Raw genomic sequence first — 20,258 nt, 5'->3', positions numbered from 1 at the left:
AATGACAGCTGCTATCTATTTGGTAAAAGGTCGTGAGAAATCGGTCAAGCGCAAGCACCCTTGGATCTTCTCTCGAGGCATCAACAAAGTTGAGGGCGAACCCGCTCTTGGCGAAACGGTTGATGTATTCACTCACGACGGTAAATGGCTAGCTAAAGCGGCATATTCGCCAGCTTCACAAATTCGTGCTCGTATTTGGAGTTTTGATAAAGAAGAAATCGACACTGCGTTTTTCGTTAAACGACTTAAAGACGCACAACTTCTTCGTGAAGACATTATCGAACGTGATGGCCTTACGGGTTATCGCCTTATCGCAGCAGAGTCTGACGGCTTACCAGGCGTTACGATTGACCGTTACCAAAACTTCTTTGTGTGTCAACTTCTCAGTGCTGGCGCAGAACACAATAAACAGGCCATTGTTGATGCTCTAGTTGAGTGCTTCCCTGATTGTAATGTGTACGAGCGTTCTGACGTCGCGGTACGTAAGAAAGAGGGTTTGAAAGAAACCACGGGCGTCTTGCACGGCGAAGAGCCACCTAAATCGGTAGTCATCGAAGAAAATGGCGTAAAGATTAGTGTAGATATCGTTGGCGGCCATAAAACAGGTTTCTACCTAGATCAACGTGATAGTCGCCAGCAAGCGATGAAATATGTGAAAGGCAAGGAAGTTCTTAACTGCTTCTCTTACACAGGTGGCTTCGGACTTTACGCTCTGAAAGGTGATGCAAAGCGTGTGATAAACGCTGACGTATCACAACCTGCTCTAGACACTGCGAAGTTCAACGCAGAACTGAATGAATTTGATATCTCGAAGAAGCGCGCCGTGTTCCTAAACGCAGACGTGTTTAAACTGCTTCGTGAGTATCGTGACCAAGGAACTCAGTTCGATGTAGTTATCATGGATCCACCTAAGTTTGCAGACAGTAAAGCTCAACTAAACGGCGCATGTCGTGGTTACAAAGACATCAACATGCTAGCAATGCAAATCCTAAAACCTGGCGGTACGCTACTGACCTATTCGTGCTCTGGCTTAATGGATCAAGTTTTGTTCCAGAAAATCATTGCTGACGCAGCCTTAGATGCTAACCGCCAAGTAAAGTTTGTGGAACGTTTTGAACAAGCCGCTGACCACCCAATCGATACAGCATACCCGGAAGGTTTCTACCTGAAAGGTTTTGCATGTAAAGTTCTGTAATCACAGTGTTAGTTTACCGTATTATTAAATAAAAAAACGGAGCGAAAAAACGCTCCGTTTTTTTATTTTTGGCCATCTATTCTCGTAATTGCTCGAGATTAGAAATCAGACTATTGGCAATATCGGCTGCAGAGGCACCATCAAAGTTAACCTCTAGCTGCTGTCTATCTTTGTTGATGGTCAACGTCGAGTTACCTCCACTTTCAGTCACTTCAACGGAAATGTCATCCACACTGCCGCGATAGTCACCCGAACCAAGATCATCAAGCAAGGCGGAGATATCCGTACCACTCATATCATCAAATACATCGGTAAAATCAAGCTGATCCCCGTCACTGAAATCCGTCACGGTGTCAGTTGCGGATTGCATCTCTGTCCACTTGAAGATGTCATCACCTTCACCGCCAGTCAAGATATCATTACCTAAACCACCGATGATCAGGTCATTGCCTTCAGTACCAACCAGAATATCATCGCCATCTGTCCCCATAACCAGATTCAGATCCGAATTTAAGGCCATGGTTTGATAACCAAGCGCCGTAACAGCCTCTACCGTGACGTTCTCGAAATCAACCGCTACCGTAGCTTCGTTACTTACCGCACCATCAGTGTCGATTGCCTGATAAGTAAAGTCATCGTTCACATCAGTAAAGCTGGTAATTTCAGTCCCCACCAAGGTAAAGCCCGCTTTATCACTCGCGCTATCGGTTTCTGGAGTAAGTCGAATTTCATCAAAACTGCCATTTGCTAACGCAACGGTAATAGAACCTTCGTGGTTGCTGGTATAAGTAATATCCGTTGAGTAAAACTGCTGAACATCAACAAGTGCACCATTTAAGAAGATGTATGCCGTTAACCATGCACCACCACTGTTGAAGCGGTCATTCAGACTGGCTAAGTTCAGTTTCGCTTCGTTAGCTGATAAATCCTCATCCAGTTCTAACGTAATATATTCACCAGTACTGATTTCATCACCCTGACCCGTTTCATTTGGCGAAACGACAACCAACCCGACCTGTTGATTCGCAAAATCGACTGAAATCTGAGCGTCGGAATCAAAGATGATGCTGTTGCCAATGGTGGTGATCTGACCTCCAGTGAACGTTAAGTTCGAGTTAGGAGGAGTGTAGGATCCCACCAAGATATCTTTCCCTTGTTCTTCAAGAAGGTCGGCTGAGTCAAAGCTCTGCTCCTCAAAGAAATCTTCAGTCAGACGATACTTAACCTCTGTGTTTTCAGGGAACTGTGTGGTTTCGTCTATAATGACTTCCTGTCCATTTCCATCCACATAATACAGTTCACCGTGTTCAGGAAGGCTAACGACCTGAATTAAAATATCATCATCATTTGCAGTAACTGCGTCATCTTCGAGATCTTCAACACGCTGTTCCCCAGACGTCGTTAATCCATCAAACTCAACATCCTGAACCGGGAAAATACCATTTTGAACATCGAGCGAAATGATGAAATCACGGGCTGTAGGTGGTGAGTTATCCACGATGGTCGCCAGACCAGTATCGCTGCCTTGCACTGCTCCCAAGCCAGTTACTGTAACGCTGAAATCTTCAGGGCCTTCGTACACACCGTCATCAATTGATTCGATGCGTAGATCAAATTCCGTCATACCTGCCGGCACCGTCACAATGCCACTTACAGGTACACCTACCCAACCTGAACCGGTGTTGTACTCTAGAGTGCCAAGGTCACCTACTTCTGTTTCATCCAGATTCAGCGTTAATTGAACCTCGACCGCTGCTTCTGAGGCATTACTCAATGACACGGTAAATGTAGCGAAACTACCTTCATCAATGGTACCCGCATCCGAGATAGACACAGTTGGTCGATCGTCGTCCGTTTTAGTGCCATCATCCACAATGGTAGCCAAACCAGTATCGGTGCCCTGAACTGCGCCCAAACCCGTCACGGTCACGCTGAAGTCTTCCTGACCTTCATAAACTTCATCATCAATGGTCGCAATGCGAACATCAAATTCGGTAAGCATTGCTGGCACTGTTACGATGCCATCGACAGGCACAGCAACCCAACCTGCTCCGGTGTTATATTCTAGCGAGCCAAGATCATCCACTTCTGTTTCGTCTGGGTTTAAGGTCAACTGCACCTGGACTGTACCTTCCGAAGCATTACTCAATGACACGGTAAACGTCGCGATATCACCCTCATCTACGATACCCGCATCTGAGATAGATACGGTCGGGCGATCATCATCCGGGTCAGGACCAGGGCCGTTACCGCCGTCGTAAATAATGCCCAACGCACTGTCACTGCCTAGGACGCCCGTGTCACCTTGTACCGCCACAGTGAAGGTTTCATCCCCTTCGTAGACGCCATCATCTGTGGTTGGCACAGTGACTTTCAGCTCGTTCTCACCGGCGGGAATGGTATACGTACCGTCACTGTTGGCATTCACCACTGTCACACCATCAGCAAGGGTCACCACAAAGCTACCTATATCGTCCGCTTCCGCCGTGTTGCTGCCGTCGGTTGAGGTGTTCAACCTGACGGTCACATCGATATCGGCCGCCGCCGATAATCTAACGGTATACACAGCATCGGTACCTTCGTTAACACCCACGCTATCTTCAACGATGTATACATTTGGACGGTCATCATCTGGATCGGGTCCTGGGCCAGTGCCGTCATCCACAATCGTTGCCGTGCCCGTATCACTGCCTTGTACTGCGCCAATGCCCGTTACCGTAACGCTGAAATCCTCTGGGCCTTCATAAACGGCATCATCAATAGAAGCAATTCGCACATCAAATTCGGTCTGTCCGGCAGGCACCGTCACCACGCCATCGTTTGGCACCGCAACCCAACCGGAGCCCGTGTTGTATTCCAAGGTGCTTAAGTCGCCGGCTTCGGTATCACCGAGATTAAGACCCAACTCCACTTGCGTTTCCGCTTCAGACGCGTTCGATAATGTGACTTTGAAGTTCGCCGTATCACCTTCATTAATGGTGCCAGCGTCGGTAATAGTCACACTCGGGCGGTCATCGTCTGGATCGGGGCCCGGGCCACTGCCGTCATCCACAATCGTCGCCGTACCCGTATCGCTGCCTTGTACTGCGCCAATGCCCGTTACCGTAACGCTGAAATCCTCTGGGCCTTCATAAACGGCATCATCAATAGAAGCAATTCGCACATCAAATTCGGTCTGTCCGGCAGGCACCGTCACCACGCCATCGTTTGGCACCGCAACCCAACCGGAGCCCGTGTTGTATTCCAAGGTGCTTAAGTCGCCGGCTTCGGTATCACCGAGATTAAGACCCAACTCCACTTGCGTTTCCGCTTCAGACGCGTTCGATAATGTGACTTTGAAGTTCGCCGTATCACCTTCATTAATGGTGCCAGCGTCGGTAATAGTCACACTCGGGCGGTCATCGTCTGGATCGGGGCCCGGGCCACTGCCGTCATCCACAATCGTCGCCGTACCCGTATCGCTGCCTTGCACCGCACCAATACCGGTCACCGTCACACTGAAGTCTTCAGGGCCTTCATAAACAGCGTCATCAATGGAAGCAATACGAACATCAAGTTCGGTTTGCTCGGCTGGCACCGTCACCACGCCATCGTTTGGCACTGTGACCCAACCACTTCCCGTGTTGTATTCTAAGGTACCTAAGTCACCGGCTTCAGTGTCACCCAAGTTGAGGCCTAGCTCGACTTGAACAGTGGACTCGGAGGCATTCGACAGCGTCACTTTGAAGTTCGCCGTATCACCTTCATTAATGATGCCAGCGTCGGTAATAGCCACACTCGGACGGTCATCGTCTGGATCGGGACCTGGACCACTGCTGTCATCCACAATCGTTGCCGTGCCCGTATCGCCGCCTTGCACCGCACCAATGCCAGTCACCGTCACACTGAAATCTTCAGGACCTTCGTACACCGCGTCATCAATAGAAGCAATGCGTACATCAAACTCAGTCTGCCCGGCAGGCACCGTCACCAAACCATCGTTTGGCACCGCAACCCAACCAGAGCCCGTGTTGTATTCTAAGGTGCCTAAGTCACCCGCTTCGGTATCGCCTAAGTTGAGGCCAAGTTCAACTTGAATACTCGACTCGGAGGCATTCGATAAGGTGACTTTGAAGTTCGCAGTCTCACCCTCATTAATGGTGCCAGCGTCGGTAATAGCCACACTCGGACGGTCATCGTCTGGATCGGGACCTGGACCACTGCTGTCATCCACAATCGTTGCCGTGCCCGTATCGCTGCCTTGCACCGCACCAATGCCCGTTACCGTAACACTGAAATCTTCTGGACCTTCGTACACCGCGTCATCAATAGAAGCAATGCGTACATCAAACTCAGTCTGCCCGGCAGGCACCGTCACCACACCATCGTTTGGTACTGTGACCCAACCAGAGCCCGTGTTGTATTCCAAAGTGCCCAAATCTCCAACTTCGGTATCGCCGAGATTAAGACCCAACTCCACTTGCGTTTCAGCTTCAGACGCGTTCGATAATGTGACTTTGAAGTTGGCTGTCTCCCCCTCATTAATGGTGCCAGCATCATTGATGGTCACACTTGGACGGTCGTCATCCGGATCGGGATCTGGGCCGCTGCCGTCATCCACAATCGTTGCCGTACCTGTATCGCTGCCTTGCACCGCCCCAATGCCAGTTACCGTCACGCTGAAATCTTCAGGACCTTCATAAACGGCGTCATCAATAGAAGCGATACGCACATCAAATTCGGTCTGTCCGGCTGGCACCGTTACCACGCCATCGTTTGGCACTGCAACCCAACCGCTTCCGGTGTTGTATTCCAAGGTGCCTAAGTCGCCGGCTTCGGTATCACCGAGGTTGAGACTTAGTTCGACCTCAACATCTGTAGCTGATGGATTAGATAAAGACACTTTAAAGCTGGCTAACTCACCTTCATTAATCGTCCCTGCATCGCTCATCGTTACCGTTGGACGATCATCATCAGGACTTAAACCAGGCCCACTACCATCATCAACAATGGTTGCAATCCCAGTTGCAGGTGTACTTTGTTCTTCTGTGTTGCCAGAAAGCGTAAATGTTTCTGGACCTTCGAATATAGAGTCATTTATAGAATCGAGAGAAACCGTAAAACCATTTTCACCTAACGGGACCGACACAGTAAAAATACCGTTGTCATCGACTGAGATTTCTTCTGTTGTGCCATCGGAAAATGTTATGAGAACACTCTCGTTGACGTAGTCACTTCCGCTCTCGTCAGTAGATCCACCAGTCGCAGTCTGATCGAACAGCGAAAAAGTGATATTGATATTGTCTTCTGTTGGTTGGTTAAGTGTGACGTCGAAGGAAACCAGATCGCCCTCATTGACAGTTGGGCTAGAAATCTCTTGAACAATTACTGTTGCAGGAACTGATATTGCTGTTGGTTCTGGTGGTTGTATTTGGAAAATATCGAGTAGCGTCTCTACCTGAGTACTTGAAAATCCTGTTCCGTCAGTTCCCACTGTCTCAAAATTGGTACTGGCGAGTAATTCAGCACCTGTGCGATCTATAGCCCCCGTATTTTGTGGGCTAGACCCGTTTCCTTCACCTGCAGCAGGATCAAACTCTTCACCCAGCTCAGTTGGGTCTTCCCCACTAGCAATTGCTTCAATTAACGCTGTGATATCATCAGTTACGTTTATCGAACTTCCTTGTGGTGTCACCTGCTCGATCACGAGCTCAGAAGTATCTGATACCTCATCAATTATTAACTCTCCTGGTTGAGGTAGTTGTCCCTCTTCTAGGGTCCTAATTTCCCCATCCAGCCCGATAACCACGATGTTGCCCATCAATGAGCTCAAAGTTACTCGATCCATATCTACCTCGCCCCACTTCAAACCAAGTCAAAAGTTTGTCACCTCTACATTTACGTCTATAGTTTAGTCAAAATCATCATATTTTCGTTGTATGTGTAGCTTGTAGGACATTTGATAACTCTAGGGGCAGAGTTACAAAAAAGCGCAGAGTGACACAGGCCGTGAAACGCTATGATATTAAGAATTCAAGCTTTTCTCCGAGCTAAACTTGCTATGTTGCTAAGCAACATTCGACATATGTGCTAAGGTTTTAAAAGGTGAAATCTTGGGTTTTTGAAACAAAAGCTTTGTTTTAACAGTAGGTTGATAAATCCCTTACTCAAGCACTGTTATTTATGATGTTTCGTCTCAGTTATGAGATGAAATAGCAAAAAGCAACACGAATTTTTAGGAGAAATACCGTGAAATGGAACCGACTAAATATTGCTTGCTGCTGTAGTTTAATAGTGTCTTTACCCGTTTTCGGTCAAACTTTAGAGCAAGCCGTGGCATTGACGTTAAAAAACAATCCTGACATTAAGAGCGCATTTAACGAGTTCACCAGTCGAAAATACGTAAATGAAGCCTCTTCGGGCGCCTACTTACCTTCTATTGATTTAGATGCGGGCATTGGTTACGAGGGATTAGACCCTTCTGACGAGGTGGGACGTGGGGATACAGATTACACTCGAAAGGAAGCTTCGGTAACACTAACTCAGCTCATATGGGATGGCAGTGCAACCTTAAATGATATCGATCGTACCGCAGCCGATGCAGAGTCAGTTAGATTTCAACTTTTGGCCGATGCATCAGATAAAGCGCTTGAAGTCACCAAAGTGTATTTAGACGCAGTAAAAGCTTACGAAATACTCAAGCTTTCTGAAAATAACTTGGCGGTTCACAAAGATATTTATGAAGACATTAAAAAACGAGTCAACTCAGGTATCGGCTCTACCGCTGACTTAACACAGGTAGAAGCACGTTTGGCAAAAGCGCACGGTAATTTGGCAGCTGCTCAAAATAATTTGTACGACTCTCACACTATGTTCACTCGTTTAGTGGGTCAAACCCCGCAAGGGTTGATCTTTCCAAGAGCGGATCAGAATTTCATTCCATACACCATTGATGAAGCGGTAGGTTTGGCATTTGAACTACACCCTGTCATTCAAGTCGCGCTCGCAGACGTAGACTCTGCTAAGTTTCAATACAAACAATCTAAAGGTGTTAATTACCCAACCATTTCCATTGAAGCTTCACAAACATGGCGTGACGACGCTGATGGCTTAAAAGGCCGCAGTGATGAGACACTTGCCATGCTACGTCTACGCTACAACCTATTTAATGGCGGCAGTGACGCTGCAAACTCAGAAAACTTCGCCTATCAGTTAAATAAAGCGAAAGACTTACGTGAAGGTGCTTATCGCAATGTTGAAGAAGGGTTAAGGCTTTCATGGAGCGCACTGGATTTGACCCTACAGCAAAAAGAGTTCCTGTCAGATCATGTAGACTCGGCATCTGAAACCGTTATTGCTTATGAAAAACAATATCGCATTGGTAAGCGAACGCTGCTTGATCTATTGAATACTGAAAACGAACTCTTTGAGGCACGTAAAGACTACTTAGATTCTAAATACGCAGAGCAGTACGCCAAATATCGAGTGATGAACGCAACAGGTCAACTGTTGAGTGCATTAAGGGTTGAAATGCCTAAAGAATGGCTAGAAGAAGTGGAGTATTAATTATGAAATACATAACTCTTATTGCACTCTCATTGATGATTTCGGCATGCAGTTCATCCGATAAAGGCGATGAATATGATTATATTGATACGCCCATTGCCGATCAGTGGGCAGATCATCTTGATGATGATTCTGATGGAGTCATTAATGAGCGCGATTTATGTCCGGGTACTCCTTTAGGTGCCGAGATAGATAACGATGGCTGCGGTTCGTATGTCGACTCCTCGCAAGAAATGCAAATTCGAGTTCTGTTCGCGAATGATTCCGATGTGATCAATCCTATCTTTACGGAGCAAATTCGAGAACTATCCGACTTCTTGAAGGAGTATCCAAATACATCGATAGAGATTCAGGGCTATGCCAGTCGTACTGGTACTGCAGAACACAATCTTGACTTATCTAAACGCCGCGCTGAGAACGTTAGAAAAGAACTCATGATGAATGGTATTAGTGGAGATAGAGTCACCATTGTCGGCTATGGAGACACGGTACTTGCAACACAAGGCACCGACCAAGTGAGTCATGCGTTGAACCGTCGAGTCACCGCAACGGTGATTGGCCACAAAGGTGAGGTGAAGAAAGAGTGGACCGTTTTCACGACACTTCCTAAGAGCTAACATCGCAATGAACTGAGTTTAAAAGTAAAAGGTCTAGCAAAATGCTAGACCTTTTTTGATTTTCAATTTCACCTGTGGCTAGACATGCTACATGTCTTTGTATTGCGCTTCTAAACTTGCAATCAGACTTTGAGTCACATCATCGACACTTGCACCATCAAAATGGATGTCCAATGTCGAGCCACCTTTCGTAATACTCAAGTTCGCTTCCGAGCCGCCATCTGGTGCCACTTCTACGTGATACTCTCCGACATCACCAGTATGATCACCGGACTGAAGATCAGTAAGAAGCTCACCAACTTCATCTTTTGATAAGTCATCAAACAGATCGGAGAAGTCTAAAGTATCCTCATCTTTGTTGAAATCAGTAACCGTATCAACCTCGTTGGTCACTTCACTCCACTTAAAGATGTCAGAGCCCTCATCTCCCGTTAAGATATCATTACCTAAACCACCAATCAGAATGTCATCACCTTCACCGCCAACGAGTATGTCGTTACCACCCTGACCAAACAGTAAATCGTTGCCAGCACCACCAGATAAGTTATCCGACTTATCACCTTGGTGAGATTGGTTGAATTCTTCTAAGTTATTTTTAACGTATTCATGGATGTCTTCACCATCAATGGTAGAAACATCTTGACCCGTTTGCTGTGCCACATGTGATTGAATTGCACTCAAACCTTGCTCATTACCGCCAAATTCAATTAAATCACCCAGCAAGATATCGTCACCTTCTCCACCCTGAATAGTGTCTGAGCCTTGCTTCAGGGGCACATCTTGACCCAATATCGTTTCAGCAAGTTTAGTAACATCGATATCTGACTCTACCACACCATCAGTGTCATACTGCTTAAGTGTCTGTTCATCAACACCACTACCAAGACCTATCGACTCTACTGAAGACAATGCTGCTAACACTTGATACATATGTTGAGCTTGTGTTGAGCTGCCACCTTCATCGTAGTAACGGATAGAGCCATTATATCTGTCGATATCACCAAGGGTTCTGCCTGTTAGCGGTGAATATACTTGACCGTAACTATCTATAACGACGTCACCTTTGTAGGTAACCGTCTGTCCGTATGAATAACTACTGTTACTAACTATATCTTGCAGGGTAACAAGCTTGCCAGAATCATCGACATCCAAAATCACTTTCGAGAATTCATTCGGCGCTAAATGATAGAGATGCGTTGCTCTATTTGGTTGACCATCAGTAACAAAGTACGTGATATTTTGGCCATTAGGGTTAGGTTGACTGCTAAACCATTCAACAGCTGACTGTAAACCCGCCTCATAGTTTGTGCCGCCGTCACCCTCATCACCTATAGCACTATTCAGTTCTTTTACAAACTCATCTCTTGCTGTTGGAGAACTCAAGTCAACGGAAATAACTGCTGACGCACTTGAAGCAAACTCACTGAGGTGAATATTCACTGTTCCAGGCTTCTCACCCTGATTTGCAGCGCTTAACAGTTCATCAAACACATCTAGTACTTCTTGCTTCGCAGTTCCTACCCAGTTACCCATGCTCCCTGAAGTATCCAAAACAAAGGCGATGTTGTAGTCCTGACCGGCAATAATCTCCAATCCTTGTACATCGCCAACAATAATATCGTGATCGTCACTGCCCGTTATCTGATCGTTCCCATGTGAACCCGACTCTAGAACATAGTCACGAGCTGTAAGCTCAACAGACTCTGTTGTTGAAGCGGCATCATTATTTGCTTCTTCAACCGACGTCGCGGTAACGCTTAGTGGGAATTCTAGACTACCTTCATAATCAAACGGTACTCTGATATCTAAAGAGACCTTACCGTTAGCATCCAGGGTGACAAGATAATTACCGTTTGCGTCCTGATTAACGGCATGTCCATCGATATACAGCTCTACACCATCCGGCAAACCTTCCACAAAAACAGTTTGCGCCAAGCTTTCACTTCCATCGACATCAACCAAATCAACGTTAATATCAACGGGAATCCAACGCTCTTGAAGCACTTCATAGGTGCCGTCGGGCTTCAATTCAACGACTTTGTCTGCAAAAACAATTCGTTCAATTTCATATAAGTGATCACCACGATCATCACTACCTGTGTGGTCGTTTACCGAATCGATAGAACGATTATCTAGCAAAATCCAATATGGGACTTGACCTCCATGATCGTCTTTGAAGGTCATTTTGTAGTCACTGAAGTTTCCAGTTAAGTAAACCGTATCTTGGCCATCATAATCTGTAATAGTGGACGCATCATCACCATAGAAAGAGTCGTTATTACCACCGCCAATAAATACGTCATCACCGCCGCCACCGTAGAAGGTGTCATTGTAATCAGTCCCAACGAATAAACTATCGGTATCACTTCTGTCGTTGTTGTCTCCTAGCATCACTCCGGCGTATGAGTGATTTTTTTGCACGACATCATCCAAACCAAAATCAGCAGCGACGAGTTCATTCTCTGTAGGCGTCTTATCTATCGCAGAAGTGGCTAAGTTGTGATTAGGATCAACAGCATCTCTTTTTACTAACTCTCCAACATTAATCGTGATCGCAGGGGCATCTGCAACTGCGACAACGTTGATATCAAGCGTATTTGTTGCGCCAGTATTTGTGGTGTAATTAATTAATGGAACATCACCTGACCAGTGCTCGGTAGGTTCAAATACGTAACTACCATCTTGGTTTACTAATAAAGTGCCACTGGTCAAAGATACGTTTTCACCTACCGCATAGTGAGTGCCATTAATAGTAATATGATCAACCATCAGGGTGTTGTCGTCATCAAAGTCATTACGCAATACGTTACCCTGTAGCGAACTATCTTCGTTGGTCTTCCCAATATCACTTTCCGTTTCCGTCGGTAAGTTCTCATGTACTACAACATTGATCGCTAAGTTAGACTCTGCTGAATCACCATTCGCGCGTTCTGTACTCGTTGCCGTCAAATTGATTGTGAAGTCATCATGGGAGCCAGCTGGTGGAGTCACAGTAAGTGTATCTAATGCCCAACTTGTCACGTCCAGTTCTTCATCAATGGTTGCTACAGTAATAGAACTGTTTCCATCTGAAAGGATCGCACCTACAGGTAAGCCAGTTAGCGTGACTTTAAGTGATTCAGAGCCATCTTTATCATTTAAGCTTGTTTTAATTTCAGAGAGCGGTATCGCTGTATCTTGTAACCCTTCGTTCAGCTGATATGTTTCGTAAAACGCAACACCATTAACTTCTTGTAGTTCAGACGTTCTGATATCAGTTGCTTCTAGTGCACTTTCATCACTAACTACGTAAAGACTGCTGTTGCTCAGATTGACAGGTGCTTGTCCATTAATGGATACATCCACATTAAAGTTACCCGGACCACTTTGGTTATGGTGATAAATTTCAATTGGATAAAAGCCAGATACCGAAGGGGTATAGCTAGCACCCTTAATATCACCACTGTCGCTACCCCAACGAGCTTGATCAAGTAACATACCACCCAACTTGATTGCAAGGCTATCATCGGCTTGACCGACAAAGTCGTAACTCGAGCCAGCTTCGAGATAAACAAGAGATGTGACTAGAACGGCCTCATTTGCCAAGGTTGCATGAGTCCCTAAATCTTCCACATTTGCCCAACTCAATCGAGTACCATCGGCTTCATCAAGAGCGTTGATCGCTGAGATTAGAGTCTCTCCATTGACCCCCATACCATCACTAGAACCAACTTGAACATTACTCCATGTCGTAACGTTAAACTCTTGTTGGGGTAATGAGTTCTCGTGCGTCACTGCGATTAAGTTCGGTTTATCAGCGATAGGGTTTACGTCTATTGTCAGTGTTGACTCTTGACCGGTACTCTGTCCATCTGTTGGTTTAAAGCCAATTTGAGCGTAACTAGACTCCTGGTCTCCGACTTGATTTCCGCCGAAACTGTCACTGCCAGACTCATTTAATTCAGGTACAAAACGAACACTGTTTTCATCAAAGAGCGATTTATCAAGCACTTGATCGATTTGGACAGACTGCCAATCGCCCTGCGAATCTTTATACTCTAATGACCCATCGCTAGGAAGCGTTGTGATTTGGACGGAGAGCTCTGATACGTTAGAGTCCACATCGCTAATACCGAATGATGACCAATCAAGTATCACTTGGGTATCTTCACTCATCTCAACCGCGGAAGGCGAAGATTCAGGTGCATCATTCACATTTACCAGAGAAACATTGACCTCGGCAGTATCAATCCCGCCAGTTCCATCGATAACCTCAACCTGAAGCGTATAATCGCCCAAGTCAACATCATCGATTGTCTTGTTCAATGAAATCTCTCCGCTTGTCGAGTCGATATCAAAAATACCATTAGTGGTCGAGCCATCTGCAAAGCGGTATACAAGCACGTCATTATCGTGATCTTCAGCAACGACCGTACCAATAACGGACCCACTCACCGTGTTTTCGTTAACTGACCCGAAGTCGTAAACATCATCATTTGGTTTGTCACCAGCACTATCGCCGTCAGAAATAAACTCTGGAGCGTGCTGAGCATCTATAATAGAGACTGTTGCTTCATTCGAGTCACTTGCAAGCGTCGAATCTGCACCAACCGTATCAATTAGAGTCACAGTTAGGTTTTCAAGATCTTCGTAAATACCATCATCGAGAGTTTTTATATCAATCGGCGCCGACGTTTTACCCGCTGGAATCGTGACTGTGTACGTACTTGGAGCAATATAATCTTTGTCATCAACATTCCCGCCGATTGTGAATGTTACCAGTACATCTTCATCTGCTTTTTGGTCAATGTTGACGATAAATTTTGCATCACTACCTTCATCAACTGAGGATTGATCTGAGCTAATAGTCACTTTCGGTGCACTTTGGGCATCAACGATCACAACACTTGCGCTGTTATTTGAAGCGATGCTCGCATCAGCGCCATCCACCTCTTTAATGGTTACTGTGAAAGATTCTGCGCCCTCATAAATACCATCGGTGAGCGTCAGTAAGTCAAGAGCAGCTGAAGATTGACCCGCAGGAACTTCAACACTCAGAACGCCAACAAAATCTTTTCCATCTTGGGCCACGCCACTATATTCGACATCAACCGTAACGCTCTCATCTGCAACTTTATCAAGTGTCAGTGTAAAGCCTGCCGTTTCACCTTCATTTACGCTGTTTTGATCAGCACTAATACTAACTAAAGGTGCAGGATCAGAATCCACAATATTTGCGTTACCAGTTGCAATACCATTACTGGTGACACTACCGATTTCCGTAACCGTCAGACCAAAGCTCTCATCACCTTCATGGACATTATCTAGTTTGGTCGGGACTGCGACTTTAATTTCAGCGACACCTAGAGGTATGGTAACGTCTCCATTAGGCGCCATATCTAATGTTTGAGTTTGACCATGAGTATCCACATAGGTCACTACCATAGTGCCTAAATCAACATCTTCCGCAGTATAGCTATCATCTGTTGTTGACTTCAGATTGACGACAACGGCCTCTTGAACAGGGTTAGAGAGTAAAACGGTAAATATTGCGTCAGTTCCTTCAATGACATCGCCGGCATCTACTACGCTAAGTTCTGTACTATCATTATCAAGAACTGTTGCCGTCCCCGTTTCACCGCCGATCTCAAGAACGATCGTTTCGCTGCTTTCCACAACCAAATCATCAATAGTCGGAATCGATATTTCGAAGCTGCTTATACCTGCAGGAACAATCAAGTAACCACCTAAAAAAACAACACCATTTGTGTAGGTTGCATTTGATAGATTTACGTCATTCTTATCAACTGAAGAACCTTGAGCAAGCATATCAACTTGGTACTTAACAGCAGTACTGGTAACTTCATCTAGAACAACCGAAAACGTGACATTGTCACCCTCAGTCACGCTATCACCGACCACAGACAGACTTGGCCCATTTTCAGCAACATTACCATCTAGCATTTCATTAACGATATTGACTGTAGATGGATCGCTAACGCCACTTTCAGAGTCGACGGCCACATATCCAAAGCTGTCTTCTGCAGGAACACCTTCTACATAACGTAACTCCCAGTTACCTTCATTTTTCGTAGAAAAATCTAACTGAGTAATGACCGAAGCTTCAGGAAGAGCTAGCTCTTTCCCATAACCAACGCTTGTTTCTTGGAATAGCATGAAGTTGCCTTCAGGCTTCAAAAACTCGAACGTTTGAGTCTGTTGGACATTATTTGAATCTAAGTATGTAACCGTAATAAGCGCTGCGTTGTCATCACCGTAATCAAACAATCCACCTAGTCCATCTAGTCCAAGGTTTACGCTGCCCACAGGGTTATTAGACAAATCGATCGTAATTGTTTCACCCTTCTCAATACCCTGCCCATCATTGTCAGCAATACCATTGCCGATGTGTGATACCTGGCGGTTGTATTGAGCAAGCTCATCACTATCAGAAGATATAGTGATGGAGGAACCATTTACTAAATGCTCAGTACGGGAATGTGAAGGACCTCCGTCCTCACTTAGCCCCCAATTGTTGAAGTCTGTTGTAGACTCAGAGCTATTAGGAGTATCTGGGCGATCCTTGATACCTAATAAGAAACCAACATTATCAGCTTCATAGTAAAGACTGTCTTTGTCATAAAGCGTATCGCTTACTTCTTTAATTTCGTGCAACTCACCGTCACTATCTTTAAAGAACAACGTACCTGATGTTGGCAGTTCAGTAATCCGAACATGTAGATCGTTGCTATTTAAGTCATCTTCAATATCCGCTATATGATCCTGAGAGTCGCCATCACCTAAAGGTTTCGTATCGGTATCAAACACAACGTGCGTAAGCTGATCATCGGCCACATGCGTAAAGTCTTCACTGTCAGGTTTGTCGTTTACTGGCGTGACATCAACTTTAACAATGGTGGATTCACTGACGCCCCCAGACGTAACGATGTAGGTGAAGCTGTCTGCCCCGTGATAGTTATCGTTTGGCGTGTAAGTTACGCTGCCGTCAGGGTTGACCGCGACCGTGCCGTTGGCTGGTCCGTTATTGGTATCGAGCGACACCACTTTATCGTCGCCTTCGAACGTGTCGTTACCTAAGACCTTGACGATGGTCGGCGTGTCTTCCACAACCGTCGCTTTATCTGCCACGATGTCCGCCACAGGCGCTACCGTGAAGTTCACCGTTTGGCTGATGCTTTCACCACTTGGGTCTTTAGCTGTGAACGTAATTGTCTCTTTGCCATTCCAATCCGCAGTCGGAGTGATGGTGGCAACGCCATTCACAATAGAAATTTGGATGTTGTTATTGCCAGAGACTGAGAATTCTAGCGAGGAATCGGAATCTTTGAATACTTCATTCAAGTCGATCGTGTATGCATCGAAATCTTCCGATAACACTTGATCTGTAATGGCATTATCAACTGTTGGCGCATCGTTAACACGATTCACAACCAAGCTATCACTGTCGCTAGCCGTTGGATTAACACCATCCGACACTGACGCGCTGATAGTAAGGTCTTTAAGGTTGAGTTCATCGTTGTTAACCGCGTCAACACCCGCTTGAGTTAGCTTGACTTCATTGCCAACCAACACGAAGTAGCCGTTTGAGTTGTTTTCTAGAGAAATGGTTAATTGGTCTTCTGGCGTATCAGTATCACGAACCGTTAAGGTTGCGACTACCGTATCAGTGCTCACTGCATCTTCAGTTATGCTTTCTACGGCATCAACTTTGATAGTTGGCGCATCGTTTACTGGGTTAACGGTAACTACCACTTTCGCTTCGTCGGTCAATTGACCATCCGTTACGATGTAGGTAATTTCAGCGTCGCCATTGAAGTTTTCTGCAGGAGTGAAAACGAGTTTTCCATCCACCACTTCAACCGTACCCTGCTCTTTAGGTACAGAGGCTGATTCAATACTCAGCTTATCGTCATCCACATCAGTGTCGTTTGGCAGAACATCAATCGTCACTGGCGTGTCTTCGTCAGTAATCGCCGTGTCATCTTTTGCCACTGGCGCATCGTTCACTGGCGTCACATCGACGTTCACCGTGGTGGACTCACTGACGCCACCGGAGGTGACGATGTAGGTGAAGCTGTCTGTACCGTGGTAGCTGTCGTTTGGCGTGTAAGTGATGCTGCCGTCCGGGTTGACCGAGACCGTGCCGTTAGCTGGTCCGTTGTTGGTATCCAGCGACACCACTTTGTCGTCGCCTTCGAACGTGTCGTTACCTAAAACCTTGATGGTGGTTGGCGTGTCTTCCGCAACCGTCGCGTTGTCTGCCACGATGTCCGCCACAGGCGCCACTGTGAAGTTCACCGTTTGGCTGACGCTTTCGCCGCTTGGATCGGTGGCAGTAAAGGTCAGCGCTTCTGAGCCGTTCCAGTCTGCGGTTGGAGTGAACGTAGCAATCCCATTGACGATCGCCACTTGAATGTTGCTGTTGCCAGAGACGCTGAAGCTCAGCTCGCCATCCACGTTATCCACATCGCTGAAAGCGGTATTTAGATTGATGGTGTATGGCGTAAAGTCTTCCGCCAAGGTTTGGTCTGCAATGTTGCTTTCAACCACAGGCGTGTCGTTCACCGCATTCACGGTGACGTTAACCGTCGCTTGGTCAGTCAGCGAACCATCGGTGACGGTGTAAGTGATTTCAGCGTCACCATGGAAGTTCTCGGCCGGTGTGAACACCAGTTTGCCATCAACAATCTCAACCTTACCTTGCGCTTCAGGTACGGACGCTGATTGGATAGACAGTGTATCACCGTCCACATCGGTGTCGTTTGGCAGGACATCAATTGTCACTGGCGTGTCTTCGTCAGTAACAGCGGTATCATCTTTTGCCACTGGCGCATCGTTGACTGGCGTCACATCGACGTTCACCGTGGTGGATTCCGATACCCCACCGGACGTAACGATGTAGGTAAAGCTGTCTGCCCCGTGGTAGTTGTCGTTTGGCGTGTAAGTTACGCTGCCATCAGGGTTGACCGAGACCGTGCCGTTGGCTGGGCCATTGTTGGTATCCAGCGACACCACTTTGTCGTCGCCTTTGAACGTGTCATTACCTAAGACCTTAATGATGGTCGGCGTGTCTTCCACAACCGTCGCGCTGTCTGCCACGATGTCCGCCACAGGGGCAACTGTGAAGTTCACGGTTTGACTAACACTCTCGCCGCTTAGATCGGTGGCGGTAAAGGTCAGTGTTTCTGAGCCGTTCCAGTCTGCCGTTGGGCTGATGGTAGCAATACCATTCTCTATTGAGACATTTACATTGCTATTACCAGAAACGCTGAAGCTCAGCTCGCCATCAACATTATCCACATCGCTGAAAGCGGTATTTAGATCGATGGTGTATGGCGTGAAATCTTCCGCCAAGGTTTGGTCTGCGATGTTGCTTTCAACCACAGGTGTGTCGTTCACCGCATTCACGGTGACGGTGACCGTCGCTTGGTCAGTCAGCGAACCATCGGTGACGGTGTAAGTGATCTCAGCGTCGCCATTGAAGTTCTCAGTTGGCTAAATACAAGCTTGCCGTCAATAATCTCGACTTGACCTTGGTCACTCGGCACAGACGCCGATTCAATGCTTAACGTATCACCATCGATGTCAGTGTCGTTTGGCAACACATCAATCGTTACTGAGGTATCTTCCTCTGTAATTGTTGCGTCATTAAGGGCAATAGGCGCATCGTTAACTGAGTTTACTGTTACCGAGACTTGAGCTTCATCCTCTAGCTCACCATCTGAGATGGTGTAGCTAATAGTTGCATTACCATTGAAGTTTTCAGCCGGAGTGAAAACAAGCTTACCATCGACAATCTCAACGATACCTTGCTTTTCTGATACAGAAGCAGAAGTAATGGATAAATCGTCACCTTCAATGTCACTGTCGTTAGCGAGCACATCAATTACAACCTGGGAATCTTCGTCAGTTTGAATCGCATCGTTAGTCGCTATTGGCGCGTCATTAACAGGCTTAATATCTAAATTAGCATTGCCATTAATAACACCCCCATCGTCATCAATGATGTCATAGGAGAATGACACTTCAGTATCATCATCAGCTTCTGGGATATAAGTCCAAGATCCATCGTTGTTATCAATTAAAGTGCCATTCCCACTCTCAATAGTGACGTTTGTAACGATAAGAGTATCAGCATCTTCAATATCGACATTCGATAGTAATTCTTCGGTAGTTATCGTGATGGGATCGCTATCTTCTTCGATAGCGCTTAATGTCACTGGAGAATTAGTAAGTGGTTTATTTGAGCCATCTCCACTGGTTTCTATATTTGTTGCGAAAAAGTCATTTAAGGTCAACGCTTGTGTTTCAGATAAACCGAGGGATTCCAAGCCAATAGTTTCAAAATTTGTTGAGGCCAGTACTTCAGTGCCATCCCGTGCAATCGTGGCACTATTTTGTAAACTTGAACCACTGTTTTCACCCGCAGCTGGCGCGAGTTCTTCATCAACTATAGAAGGGTCTTGACCTTGCTCAATAGCACCAATAATTCGTGCCACATCATCAGAAATATCTTTTGAGCCTTGCTCTTCAGTTAGTTGAATGTTCAAATTTAGAGGTGCAGCATCTGTCGTTGCCACTACCACTTCACCTGGTAGGGGCTGTTGTCCTTCTGTTAGGACTCTCAGCTCCCCATCTAAACCTATTACGACGACTTGATTACCGAGTGACACTAACGCTGTACGATCCATATAAATCTTAACCCTAAATAACTGTCAAGTTTTTGACTAACAATACTAATTTGCTATATATTGCCTGATTATATAGTGCAATAACCGTCATTCCGCAGCCAATTTAGGAATAAACTGCTTCATACAGAACACCAAGAAGCTTAAGCAGCCGAGTCTGATGCTCTTGAACACCCGTTATGAAGCTTTGGCCGCCAAATTCGAGTGTGTCGA

Annotated in this window: 6 protein-coding genes; 3 read left to right on the top strand and 3 right to left on the bottom strand. The window is 46.1% G+C overall.

The genetic code is table 11. The features are described from left to right. Position 1: 1 nt before the first annotated feature. On the top strand, positions 2 to 1,195 hold the full coding sequence (locus NL643_RS03830) for a class I SAM-dependent methyltransferase (RefSeq protein ID WP_253643928.1): 1,194 nt from the start codon (positions 2 to 4) through the stop codon (positions 1,193 to 1,195). A 76-nt stretch (positions 1,196 to 1,271) separates the two neighbouring features. On the opposite strand, the gene NL643_RS03825 is transcribed toward NL643_RS03830, so the two are convergent. After that, entirely contained in the window at positions 1,272 to 7,022 is a 5,751-nt protein-coding gene (locus NL643_RS03825; RefSeq protein WP_253643927.1) for a Calx-beta domain-containing protein, read from the bottom strand. 401 nt (positions 7,023 to 7,423) lie between these two features. Between NL643_RS03825 and NL643_RS03820 the strand changes: the two genes are divergently transcribed. Then, positions 7,424 to 8,740, top strand: coding sequence for a TolC family outer membrane protein (locus NL643_RS03820; protein WP_048626423.1), 1,317 nt, complete (start codon positions 7,424 to 7,426; stop codon positions 8,738 to 8,740). A gap of 2 nt (positions 8,741 to 8,742) precedes the next feature. Beyond that, positions 8,743 to 9,357, top strand: a complete 615-nt coding sequence (locus NL643_RS03815) for an OmpA family protein (protein WP_006741557.1) — start codon at positions 8,743 to 8,745, stop codon at positions 9,355 to 9,357. 87 nt (positions 9,358 to 9,444) lie between these two features. Here the strand turns inward: NL643_RS03815 and NL643_RS03810 are convergent, their stop codons facing one another. Together NL643_RS03810 and NL643_RS03805 are read right to left on the bottom strand one after the other, a co-directional pair. Continuing rightward, positions 9,445 to 18,795: a tandem-95 repeat protein gene (locus tag NL643_RS03810; protein ID WP_301339091.1), complete on the bottom strand. Its 9,351-nt coding sequence runs from the start codon at positions 18,793 to 18,795 to the stop codon at positions 9,445 to 9,447. After that, the gene (locus tag NL643_RS03805) at positions 18,792 to 20,048 is read right to left on the bottom strand and encodes a cadherin-like domain-containing protein (RefSeq protein WP_253643925.1); all 1,257 of its coding nucleotides are present in this window, start codon (positions 20,046 to 20,048) and stop codon (positions 18,792 to 18,794) included. The genes NL643_RS03810 and NL643_RS03805 overlap by 4 nt, the downstream gene beginning before the upstream one ends. Positions 20,049 to 20,258 lie beyond the last annotated feature (210 nt).

This window comes from Vibrio sp. Y42_MX_L11 (assembly GCF_024181785.1).
Lineage (GTDB): Bacteria > Pseudomonadota > Gammaproteobacteria > Enterobacterales > Vibrionaceae > Vibrio > Vibrio diabolicus.
The sequence above is the reverse complement of the archived record's forward strand: the minus strand, read 5'-3'. Positions and strand labels throughout refer to the sequence as shown.